Genomic DNA, 11,108 nt, shown 5'->3' on the forward strand with positions numbered 1-11,108 from the left:
GCGGCCGACATCAGGGGCCGTCTACGGGCAATGGGTAGCCGACCGAAACTGGGTACGCGGCGCGCTCGGCCAGGCTTGGCTGCCCGGCCGGATCAGAACTGCCAGCCGAGCGGGATCCAGGCATAGCCGGCATCCGTCTTAAGCATTCGCCCGAGGCCGGGGAACGGATAGTGAAAGCCGAGCACGAGCAGCCGGTCTGCCGCGGCCATGTCGAAGATGCGGCGGCGGGAGGCGAGTGCAGCGTCCTTGTCGCGATCCGGCCCAGGCAGCCACGGCCGGTCGACATTGACGATCGGGTGGTAAGCGAGGTCGGCCGTCAGCAGGAGCTGATCGTTCCCGGACTGAATGAGGAAATTCGCCATGCCGGGGGTGTGGCCGACTGCCGGTAGCATGGACAGCCCGGGGACGATCTCGCCGCCGGCCTCATACAACTCGATCCCGTCGGTGACCGGCTCGATGCTCCGCTTGATGGCGGCCGCGAAATTGCGGCGGAACTCTTCGGGCACCGGCATGTAGGAAAGGTCCGGATCGTTGCGGACGAAGAAGTTCCAATCGGCCCGAGGCGCAAAGACCGTCGCCCGCGGGAATGCCTTGCCGCCGTCGGCGGTGCGAAGGTTCCCGACATGGTCGGGATGGGTATGCGAGACGACCACGACATCGATATCCCCGGGCGACAGACCGATGGCGGCCAGGTTCTCGAAGACGCGGCCGCCTTGCGGCCCCATGGTCTGCCCGGCCCCGGCTTCGAGGAGGATCCGCCGGCCATTCGTCTCGACAAGCAGCGTGTTCAGATTGAGCGTCAGCCGGTCGGTAGGCAGAAAGGCGAGCTGCAGAACCTCCTGCAGCTCCGCTTCCGGCGCATCGCTGGCATAGACCCGCGGAGGGCCGCCGATCAGCCCATCGCTCAGCACCGTCGCCGAGATGTCACCGACGCGAAAGCGGTAATGACCGGCATTCCCGGCCGGGGCCGGAGGCGATGCGGCGGGAGTGGCCTGCACAAAGGCAGCGCCAGTCGGCAGGATCAGCCCCGTCGCGGCCGCCGCGGCCGTCAGCATGATCTTCCTGCGGTTCAGTGTGATCTTAACCATTTTTGATCCCGTCCGATACCTGCCGGCAGGTCGGCGTTTGCTTCCAGCGCCGGCGCAAGGGCCGCGTCATCTGTGGCGCCGCCCCTCTGCGTGTTCCCCAAGGGATGACACAGATCGAGCGCACGGATAAGCTAATCAAAATAGATCAGCTTATTAAGTCAGACTTTTCAATGCGGCCACTACGCCTTGATAGCCTTGAGATCTTTGAGGACGTCGTGCGCCACGGCGGCTTCCGGGCGGCCGCGCTTGCCAGGGGCGTTTCGTCGTCGGCCATCAGTCAGTCAATCGGGGTGCTCGAGGAAGCGCTAGGTATCCGGCTGCTGAACCGGACGACACGCAGTGTCGCGCCTACCGAAGCAGGCGAGCAGCTTCTCGAGCGACTAAGGCCGGCGCTTCACGAAATCAGGACCGCGATCGACGATCTCAACCAGCTTCGCGAGCATCCGTCCGGCACCGTGCGGATCAATGCACCAGGTCCGGCGGCAGACCACGTTCTCTGCCCGCTGGCCTTCAAGTTCATGAAAATTTGCCCTGAGGTCCATGTCGAGATCGTCAGCGATGCCGCGATCATCGACATCGTCGAGCGGGGCTTCGATGCTGGCGTGCGCTTTGGGAACCAGCTTGCCCAGGACATGGTCGCCATGCCACTCGGTCCCGCCTTGCGGTATGCGATCGTAGCTTCGCCTGATTATCTTCGTGAGCGTGGTCGACCCGGCTCACCGCGCGATCTCTTGCAGCACGACTGTATTCGTCGCCGTTTCCCGGGCGGTACCATGGTAACGTGGAAATTTGAGAGAGATGGCGAGGACGTGGAAATCGCGCCGAGAGGCCGGTTGACGCTGAGCTCAGCACATCAGGAGCTCCAGGCTGCGATTGCAGGATCGGGGATCGCTCACCTGTTCGAGGACTATGTCCGTGAGGAGATCGAACGAGGCAGAGTTGTCGAATTGCTCGGGGACTGGAAGCAGAAGCTGCCAAGCTGGTACTTGTATTATCCAAGCCGACGGCATACGAGCGCAGCAATGCGGACATTTCTCGAATATATCCGCAACTATAAATGGTGTTCGAACGACGGCTAATGCTCGGTTCCGACATGCCAAACCACGAGGGGCTAGGGCCGGGATCGGAAGCGTCAGTTCGCATCCCAGCTCGTCGCGCGGCGGGGTGGGTTCACCATGGTATGGCGGCGGCATAGACGCTCAATCGTGATCGCCTCCGGACGATCGCGACGAGATCGCGGACCTTTGAAATCGAACGCGCATCAGGAACTGCATAGCCTTCCGCCGCATCAGCTGCGCGGCGCCTGGCTTCGCCTCCCCGACGGCACTGTCGTTTCCTGCACGGGAGGCCGGGCGCCGGGCGCCAACAACGGATGCAGCTGATTTCGCTGTTACAGTGGATCGCCTTCGCGGAGAGGCGGGATAAGCATCGATCTAGCGCGCGCGCTCGAAAGTGATCGTTACCCTGGCCCCGCCGGGGCGCTGAAAGTTCTCGATCATCCGGTCGCCCTCAACCCTCATGGTCAATTCATTGGTCGTCCGAACGTCGCCGATCCAGTTGGGAAAGGATGAGCCCTCGACAGTGTTTCCACTAAAATTGCCGTCCCCATCGACAGTATAGCGGCCATACAGGGCGAGTGTGCCGGCCATGACCGCCCTGTTCTCCTCGTCGGTGCCGCGTCCCCGCTCGTCCGACTTGAAGCGCGGGATGCGCGGGTCGTGCAGAAACTCGACGAAATGCATGTCGCTGGTGAACACCAGTATTCCCTGCGGCTCGGGACCATAGGGAAGCGACGTCGTTCCGTTCACCTCGACGGCTGCAGAGACAATTCGCTATGTCCCCACGACCTTGTTGGCCGTCTGCGCAACCGCGGGATCGGCGCTGGAAAAAGCCATCGCGGCGGCGCCGGCAACGAGTATGGTTCTGCGCTCGATCATGCCAAGGTCCTCTCGATCGACTGAAACGGCGGAATAGGCTGGCTGGCGCCCGCACGGGCCGGGTTGCTTCGAGCTTAAGCGGGCGAGTCGGTCGAAGGCGACTACAAGCCAAAGCTCACCTTGGTCAGGTCTTGGGACACTTCCCAGAGACTCGCGGAAATGGTGGCGTCCAGCGCCTGTTCGGGAGGTTTCTCCTCGGTCGGGTAACCGCGCGTCCCGCTCAGCCGGTCTGGCCCATAGTAGGCGCCGCCCCGTGCCGTCGGCTCAGTCGCGGCAAAGAGCGCGGGCAGCGCACCTTGCCATGCGGGCTGGAACAGGAAGGGGAGGAAGCGTCGCAGCATCCCGGGAAGACTTGATCGGCCGGCGCCATTGGGAATGAGATCGGTACGGGTGATGCCGGGATGTGCCGCCAGGCTCTCGACACCCCATCCTGCTGCCCGGCTACGTCGGCTGAGTTCGAAGGCGAACATGATGCAAGCCAGCTTCGACTGGCTGTAGACCGGAAACGGCTTGTAGTTGCGCTCGGCCTGAAGGTCGTCGAAGTCGATCGCGCCGCTGCGCGCCGCAATACTGCCGAGCGTCACGACGCGGGGGCTCTGCCCTCGTTTCAGGAGCGGCATCAGATGCGCGGTGAGGGCAAAGTGTCCGAGATAGTTCGTGCCGAACTGCAGCTCGAAGCCGTCGCTGGTCTCGCGACGCTCCGGCGGAGTCATCACGGCGGCATTGTTGATCAGAAGGTCGAGGCTGTCCTGCTCGCGCGCAAGCTGCTCGGCGAAGGCGGCGATCGACGCGAGGTTCGCGAGGTCGATCTGGCCGAACCGCACCTGCGCTCCAGGAACGGCCGCCTTGATCGCTGCGACGGCTTCAGCACCCTTGCGGGGATTGCGCCCGGCGATCACGACATGTGCGCCGGCGCGAGCCAGCGCCAACGCGTCCTGGTATCCCAGCCCCCCGGTACCTGTGACGACAGCCGAACGGCCGTTCTGCGATGGGATATTCCTGGTCGTCCACTTCGTCATTGATGATCCTTGCCTTCTCGGCGGTTCGGCCGCCGTCGAGCACATCGGGTCTCGGGGTGCCGGTTTTCATCTCCCGACAAGAATGCCGACGGCAGGCGGATTCTCCATGCCGGAACCGTCAAAAAATTTGCCCATTTCTCCATGGCCTCTGGGATCACTAGGCCGCCAGACGCGCCCTTGCCATTTGTTCGCTACCTTACATATTTGCTAGGTAACTAGCGAATTTGAGGTCTGCGCCATTGAGTGATGAACGGGGAAGTTCGAGCCGTGACCTGATAGGAGCGTGGGCCAAGCGGTGCTACTTCGCCGCCCGGGCGGTCATGGATTCCGTCCTGCGCCCTTATGATCTCGGCTCCGTGCAGTGGTACGTGCTCTACCAGCTCGCAACCGGCGGGCCGACCCTGCAGCGCGATCTCGTGCGAATGCTCGAGATCGAGCGAGCGACGATGACTGGCATCGTCGCCACGCTCGTGCGCAAGGGGCTGGTGGAGCAAGAGGCCGATCAGGCCGACCAGCGGCAAAAGCTCCTTCGCATGACGGCCGCCGGCGCGAAGCTCTGGGGCGAGTTGCCCGATATTGGTTTCATTCGCTCAGTGGCGTTCGACGGCATCGACGACGCCGAAATCGCGACCGCAATCAAGGTTCTCCAAACCGCGACACAGCGGCTCGAGACCCTTCTTCAGAAAGGAACATATCCATGACCGTGCTGGTGACCGGCGCGACCGGTCTTGTCGGAACTCGACTCCTTCCACGTCTTGTCCAGGTGGGAGTGGACTGCCGGGCGCTCATGCGTAGCGGGAAAGAGGCGCCCGCCGGCGTGAGCACGATCGCGGCGGACCTCTTCGATCCTGACTCCCTCATGGAAGCGATGGGGGCGTATCGGCGATCATCCATCTCGCAGCCGTTTTCCGGACGCCCGACACAGACCTGATCTGGAAGAGCAACCTCGAAGGCACGCACAACCTCATCGCTGCGGCGCAGGCGCGTGCGCCTAAAGCGCGTTTCATCCTGGTGAGCACATCCAATGTCTATGACGTCAACAATCCGCACCCGGGCCGCGAGGATGATGACACCGATCCTCAACAGGCTTATCCCGCCAGTAAGCTCGCCGCAGAGACTGCGTTACGCAGAAGCGGGCTGAACTGGAACATCCAGCGGTTCGGCTTCGTCTATGGCGACAAGGACGGGCATCTGGAAGAGCTGCCGCGACTTGTCGCCAGCTTCAAGATGCATCCCGCCCAGCGGATGAGCCTGGTTCATCATCGCGATATCGCCACTGCCATGGACCTGGCGCTGATCGGCGCGATGGACGGGCGCATCGTCAACATCGCCGACGAGGCGCCCATCTCGATCTATGAGCTTGTCGGACTGGTTGGAGGCACGATGGAGCCGTCCTCCGCTCCACTCGACAATCCATGGCGCTTGCACATGGACGTCTCACTGGCGCGTAGTCTTGGTTTCCAGCCTGTCGTGAGGACCGTCTATCAGGCCGTGCAGGAAAAGCTGATGTGACGCCCGCGTCTCGCCTGAGACCCTCAAAGACCCGCTCTCAGCGGTATGGCCGGGATCGGTCCGTCTCAAGACATCGTTGAGCAGCTATGCAGTTTGCATCCTGCGACCGACATACTCGCTGTACAGGCGCTGCTGATTCATGACGTCACGCTTCGGAGCAACGCCAAACATCCGGGAATATTCACGGCTGAACTGGGATGCGCTTTCGTAACCGACCTGATACGAAGCCTCGGTGATGTTAGCATCTTCCGTCACCATCAGGCGTCGTGCTTCGAGAAGGCGCAACTGCTTCTGGAACTGCAGCGGCGTCATCGAGGTCATCGCCTTGAAGTGTTGATGGAATGAGGACTGGCTCATGCGCGCCACGTCCGCCAGTTCATCCATACGCAGCGTCCGAGCGATGTCCTCATGCATGAGATGAAGGACTCTCGCGATCCGGGCGGCGTTCGATTCGGGCTCAGCCAGCTTGCAGAGTTCGCCGCCCTTCGGACCGCTCAAAAGCCAGTAACAGATCTCGCGCATGACGGACGGAAAGAGGATCGGGATCGCCTTCGGTGTCTCACACATCCGCAGAAGGCGCAGGACGCACTCCGCCAGAGGCTCATCGACCCGCCGAACGAACAGGCAGGGGCCGGATCTCGCAGGGGATGCCGGCGGCGTTTCGAGCTGCCCCAGCACGTCGCGGATCATCGCCACGTCAAGCTCGAGCGTTAAGCCGGTATATGGCGCCTCGGGGCTTGCCTCGACGATGTGCCCCGTCGCCGGCAGCGTCATGCCGACGGCCAGACACTCCATTGCGCCGTAACGAAGCGTCTCATCACCCAGGATGATTTCCTTCGCCCCCTGGACCACGACGCAGATCGACGGCTTGTAGACCTGCCGCATCCGCATCCTTTCCTTGAAGGAACGGACGATATTGAAGCCACCGATCGGCGTCGGGAACAGACCCTGTCCCCCGCCCTGGGCCTCGATATAGGCGGCGATTGCCCCGAACAGCGATGGCGGCACGCGCACCTCCCGAGGGTCGCGAGGCCAGCGCAGCACCTCGCCCTCAACTGGCAGCTTATCGCCGCCTGCAGGATTGGGCAAGTTTTTTGGGGCTTCCGGCATTCCGATCATCAGGCGCTCCATCTAGCTTGAGGGTGCGCGCCAAGCAGGGAGCGTGTCGAAGATGACGGAAACAAGCGTGAAGTCAATAGACATGCACCGAGGGCCACCTCTGCTCTTGAAAGAATTTCCGAATGAGTATGTGCAGGGTTGGCATCTTTTTGCGATTTTGATGACGCTGATTCTCACCAACGCGTTTTCACAGATCGACAGAATACTTCCCTTCATTCTGGCAGAATCGATAAAAGCAGACCTGGGACTGAGCGATACCCAGATGGGCCTGCTGACGGGCCTCGCCTTCGCGGTCTGCTATTCGCTGTTGTCGCTACCGCTCGCCCGGGCCGCGGATCGAGGATCACCTCGCTTCGTCCTGGTTTCGTGCATCGTGCTCTGGAGCGCCATGACGGCGCTCGGCGGCTTCGCCGCAAGTTTCCTGCTGCTGGCGCTCACGCGTTTCGGCGTCGCGTTCGGAGAAGCCGGTGCGGTGCCTGCCGGCCATGCGCTGATCGCCCGCAAAATCTCGCCCAAACACCGCGGCCTGGCGATCGGCCTCTTCGCCATGGGGATTCCTCTCGGAACCATGGTCGGCTTCGCCGCGGGCGGCGCGATCGGCGACACGCTCGGATGGCGCACCGCCATGATCGGTGCCGGAGCCATCGGCGGGCTGATTGCTCTGTTGGCCTTCATTGTCCCGGGGCCGACCCCGATGCTCGCGCGCACGGCCGCCAACAGCGAACCCTTCATGGCATCCAGCCGCCGATTGCTGGCGTCCCCGGCGTTCCGCTGGCTGTTCATCGGCGCGATCTTCGTCGGCTTCGCCGCAGCACCGTTTTACGCCTTCTCCGCCCCGTTCCTCATCCGCACGCACGGCTTCAGTACCAGCGAGGTCGGACTGGCCTTCGGCCTCCTGCAGGGCATGATGGGCATCGTCGGCACGCTCCTGGGCGGGCGCTGGTTCGACCGCGCCGTGAGCTCGGGCACCGGGAGAGTGCTCGGCGCGCCAGCCGTTCTCTTCCTGATCACCAGTGCGACCACGAGCGCAGCCTTGTTCGCCCCGGCCGGCTGGTTGTCGATAGCCCTGCTGGTGCCCGGGATGCTGTCCTTCTCCTTCATGCTGCCATGGGCCTTCGGAGCGGCGCACCTCGTCGCCGGCGAGGGCAAGCAGGCGCAGGCGTCCAGCCTCGTGATGATCGGCTCCGGCCTTCTCGGGCCAGCGCTCGGGCCTCTCATCGTCGGCATGGTCAGCGACGGGGCGACGGCTGCGGAGATTCCCAATGGTCTCGGGCTCGGGCTGCTGGTCGTGCCGGTTTTCACCGTCCTGACCGGGATCGCCATGCTGATCGCAAACCGGCGCATCGCTGCCTTGCTCAGCTGTCGGTGACACGTCTCCGCCCCGGATGACGAATGCAACAATCATTCCGGCGCGCTGGCGAGTCCCAAGAACCACCGAAGGCCGCCCCCACAATGGCTGCCTTTGATGGCCGAATTCCTCCGCCAACAGTTTGAGAGAAGAGAAATAGCTCATGGATTTTGACCCCGTCGGCGCCGTCATGGCGTGGATCAGCATCTATGGTCTCATCGGCCTGTTTGCCGTCGCCCTGATAGAGCGCTTCGTGCCCGTGATCCCGTCCTATGGATTGCTGCTGGCAGTCGGCATTGGAGCGGCAGACGAGGCCTGGTCACTCTCCACCGCGTTCTTCGCGACCACCATGGGCAGCGTAGGCGGCTGCGTCGGTTGGTTCCACGCCGTTCGACGGCTGGGCGAGACGCGCTCCACGCGCTTCCTCAGCGGGGCCGGTCGCTTCTTCGGGATGTCCGCCGATCGCATTGAGCGCGAGATCGCCTCCTTCCGCCGGAACCAGACCGCGCTCGCCTTCGCGCTCCAGCTGGTGCCGACCGTCCGGCTGTTCGCCCCGGCGTTCGTAGCCCTTCTGCGCGGGAGCTCGCGCAGCGTCCTGGTAGCATCCGCGGCCGGCATTGCCGTCTGGAACGGACTGTTCATCGGCATAGGGTTCTACGCCGCACATTCCATCGAGACGGCGAACACGACGGTCGTCGCCCTTGCCGCACTAGGCGGCCTGCTGATCGCGGAGGCCGCCTTGTTCTGGATCGTACGGCGGGTTCCGTACCCGCTGGAATCGGGAGGTCATGTCATGCGGGTTTTGATGACGTTTTGCGACGGGAGGCGATCGGCTACGCCGTCGCATCAGCGAATAGCGACTTCGGAATCATTGAAGCAACAGCGTATGGCTGAGACGTTCGGCTTCTTCTGGGCGTGGCTCCGAAACCCGCTGAGGGTTGCGGCCGTCGCACCGTCAGGCCAGGCACTCGCCAGCCTCATCACCTCGGAGATCTCGCACGACACAGGGCCGGTCATCGAGCTTGGGCCAGGAACCGGGGCGTTCACACGTCCCCTAATCGCTCGTGGTGTGAAGCAGGAAAACTTGGCGCTGATCGAGTTCGGATCCGAGTTCGCCGCTGCGCTCCATTTCCAGTACCCGCAAGCGCGAACGGTCTGTATAGACGCCGCGCGCCTGCGGACGGTCGACCTTTTCGATGGTAAGCAGGCGGGCGCTGTCGTCAGCGGCCTGCCTCTCCTGTCCATGCCGCAACGCAAGGTGATCGCGATCCTGACCGGCGCTTTCCGCAAGATGAAGCCAGATGGCGCGCTCTACCAGTTCACCTATGGACCGCGATGCCCGGTTCCGCTCAGACTACTCGACCGTCTCGGGCTGAAGGCGGAACGACTTGGCGGTACGCTCGCAAACGTTCCTCCAGCGGCGGTCTACCGGATCACGCGCAGGCTCGACAGCCAAAGCCAAGCAAGCAACCAAAGCCGACAGTCGCCTCATCCGGGACCGCCAGCAGCTTCACCTGCTCCGGGAAGCGTGTTTGCCGAGAGATGGGCAGCTGCAATGAGGCGCAATTCTACCTCACGCAGTGCGGCCTCAACCGGCTGGATGGCGATCACGACGGCGTGCCCTGCGAGAAGATCTGCAGGTAAGGCCGCCGTTGTCGCCGTCGCGAACGCAGGCAAAGATCCCGGCAACGAAGAGAGAGCCCCAGCACCATCAGGTCGGTGAAGGGGTCACGTGGACCACCAGCACTTCGTCCGGACTAAGCGCATGTTCCCGTGCTTCGGTGAGAAGATTTGTCTCCGATCCGTCTGGCTCCTTCGGCCCAGGCTTGGTAGGTGATCTTGTAGGGTATAAGATTGCGCCGAGCGCAGTGATTGTTATAGCCGCACGGTTTGGCTGTGCGGCGTGCCGGATGAGATAGAAGAGGTTGCGGCCGGGTGAACTTCGGTAGCGTGTGGGCCGAGTGTGATGGAGGTACCGCTACACATCCATCAGCCGAAGTTCTTCCTCGGACTCACGGACGGCGAGACGTGAGTTGAATGCACGGCTGTCAGACCTGTGCAAGCGCAGCCGCGCGCCCTGTTTTTGGTAGACGTGGATTGAATCAACCTGCGCGGCGGGCTTCCGACTGTCTGCGCCAAGATTGGTGACAGGCGGAAAGCCTGACGAGCGGGCAAGCCCGCTCCATGCCGATGATGAAACACTTAGTGGCAGGCTCGCATAAATGGCCGGCACTGCCGGTGCGCAGTCAGGTATACCCCCACGCTGTTGGGACAATCGTTGGTACCTCTAGCCATACGCCAGCGCGAAGTCAGTATTTTTCAACTATTTAGCTGGTCGTGCTGGCGGAGGGGAAGTCCGCCCAAGTAAAATCCGAGATGGTCCGAGAATATCCAGGGCGTCCGGTAAAACGTCACAGAATGTAGCACTTTAGCTGGTCCCTACGTCCATTGCCGTCCATCCTGGTGTGTGGTAATCCAGGTTCCGACGTGGGGCTGAACGTGGGACCGTAGCCTTGGCATCTGGTAGTCGTGACGGCAAACTTTCCCACCGCAAGGTAGAAACGGCCGCGGCCGGCACCTATGACGATGGTCGCGGGCTGCGTCTGGTGGTTTCTAAGACAGGCGCGCGCAAGTGGATCCTGCGCTACCAGATTGATGGCAGGCGTCGTGACATGGGTCTGGGTCCATTCCCGGAGGTCAGCCTCTCCAGGGCACGCGAGAAGGCGCTGGATGCGCGCCGTCTGGTCAAGGAGCGGCGCGATCCCCTGGTCGAGCGCAGCCGCAGCAAGGCGCTGACGTTTCGTGCTGCAGCAGAAGCCCTGATCGAGGCCAAGCGGCCTGGCTGGCGTAATGCCAAGCATGCGGCGCAGTGGACCGCGACGCTGGAAGCCTACGCCTTCTCGAAGCTCGGCGCGCTCGACGTGAAGACTGTGGACACCGACATCGTGCTGGCTGCGCTGCGGCCGATCTGGACGCAGATACCAGAGACCGCGAGCCGGGTGCGCCAGCGCATCGAGGCAGTGCTGGACTACGCGGGGGCGCTCAAGGCGCGCACGGGCGAGAACCCGGGGCGCTGGCGCGGCCA

General features: G+C 63.0%; 8 protein-coding genes and 2 pseudogenes. 6 read left to right on the forward strand and 4 right to left on the reverse strand.

Going from position 1 to position 11,108, the window contains the following annotated elements; all coding sequences use genetic code 11:
- Positions 1-92 precede the first annotated feature (92 nt).
- Entirely contained in the window at positions 93-1,055 is a 963-nt protein-coding gene (locus EQG76_RS25620) for an MBL fold metallo-hydrolase (protein ID WP_159717557.1), read from the reverse strand.
- Between the two features lie 137 nt (positions 1,056-1,192).
- Between EQG76_RS25620 and EQG76_RS25625 the strand changes: the two genes are divergently transcribed.
- On the forward strand, positions 1,193-2,167 hold the full coding sequence (locus tag EQG76_RS25625) for a LysR family transcriptional regulator (protein ID WP_235031567.1): 975 nt from the start codon (positions 1,193-1,195) through the stop codon (positions 2,165-2,167).
- Between the two features lie 354 nt (positions 2,168-2,521).
- Here the strand turns inward: EQG76_RS25625 and EQG76_RS25630 are convergent, their stop codons facing one another.
- Together EQG76_RS25630 and EQG76_RS25635 are read right to left on the reverse strand one after the other, a co-directional pair.
- The gene (locus tag EQG76_RS25630; protein WP_321573510.1) at positions 2,522-2,917 is read right to left on the reverse strand and encodes a lipocalin-like domain-containing protein; all 396 of its coding nucleotides are present in this window, start codon (positions 2,915-2,917) and stop codon (positions 2,522-2,524) included.
- Positions 2,918-3,126: 209 nt separating this feature from the next.
- Positions 3,127-4,044, reverse strand: coding sequence for an SDR family oxidoreductase (locus EQG76_RS25635; RefSeq protein WP_159717559.1), 918 nt, complete (start codon positions 4,042-4,044; stop codon positions 3,127-3,129).
- 320 nt (positions 4,045-4,364) lie between these two features.
- Here EQG76_RS25635 and EQG76_RS25640 point away from each other — a divergent pair, with 320 nt between their 5' ends.
- Both EQG76_RS25640 and EQG76_RS25645 read left to right on the forward strand, forming a co-directional pair.
- On the forward strand, positions 4,365-4,745 hold the full coding sequence (locus EQG76_RS25640; protein ID WP_159717561.1) for a MarR family winged helix-turn-helix transcriptional regulator: 381 nt from the start codon (positions 4,365-4,367) through the stop codon (positions 4,743-4,745).
- Positions 4,742-5,556, forward strand: a pseudogene (locus tag EQG76_RS25645) (NAD-dependent epimerase/dehydratase family protein). The gene EQG76_RS25640 and the pseudogene EQG76_RS25645 overlap by 4 nt, the downstream one beginning before the upstream one ends.
- Before the next feature lie 84 nt (positions 5,557-5,640).
- Here EQG76_RS25645 and EQG76_RS25650 read toward each other — a convergent pair.
- Positions 5,641-6,564, reverse strand: a complete 924-nt coding sequence (locus EQG76_RS25650; RefSeq protein ID WP_407925570.1) for an AraC family transcriptional regulator — start codon at positions 6,562-6,564, stop codon at positions 5,641-5,643.
- Between the two features lie 163 nt (positions 6,565-6,727).
- Between EQG76_RS25650 and EQG76_RS25655 the strand changes: the two genes are divergently transcribed.
- The 3 genes and pseudogenes from EQG76_RS25655 to EQG76_RS25675 all read left to right on the forward strand — a co-directional run.
- Positions 6,728-8,044 (forward strand): MFS transporter, encoded by a 1,317-nt coding sequence (locus EQG76_RS25655; RefSeq protein ID WP_159717565.1) that lies wholly within the window; start codon positions 6,728-6,730, stop codon positions 8,042-8,044.
- Between the two features lie 865 nt (positions 8,045-8,909).
- Positions 8,910-9,467, forward strand: a pseudogene (locus EQG76_RS33700) (class I SAM-dependent methyltransferase); the annotation flags it as partial.
- 1,069 nt (positions 9,468-10,536) lie between these two features.
- The coding region (locus EQG76_RS25675; protein WP_159717562.1) for a tyrosine-type recombinase/integrase at positions 10,537-11,108 on the forward strand (572 nt) is incomplete at its 3' end.

This window comes from Geminicoccus flavidas, assembly GCF_009806515.1.
Lineage (GTDB): Bacteria > Pseudomonadota > Alphaproteobacteria > Geminicoccales > Geminicoccaceae > Geminicoccus > Geminicoccus flavidus.

What these genes read in the sequence shown, in the direction of transcription:
- EQG76_RS25620 (WP_159717557.1), bottom strand. Translation starts at nt 1,055, where the DNA reads ATGCTGACGGCCGCGGCGGCCGCGACGGGGCTGATCCTGCCGACTGGC.
- EQG76_RS25625 (WP_235031567.1), top strand. Translation starts at nt 1,193, where the DNA reads ATGACACAGATCGAGCGCACGGATAAGCTAATCAAAATAGATCAGCTT.
- EQG76_RS25635 (WP_159717559.1), bottom strand. Translation starts at nt 4,044, where the DNA reads ATGACGAAGTGGACGACCAGGAATATCCCATCGCAGAACGGCCGTTCG.
- EQG76_RS25640 (WP_159717561.1), top strand. Translation starts at nt 4,365, where the DNA reads ATGGATTCCGTCCTGCGCCCTTATGATCTCGGCTCCGTGCAGTGGTAC.
- EQG76_RS25655 (WP_159717565.1), top strand. Translation starts at nt 6,728, where the DNA reads ATGACGGAAACAAGCGTGAAGTCAATAGACATGCACCGAGGGCCACCT.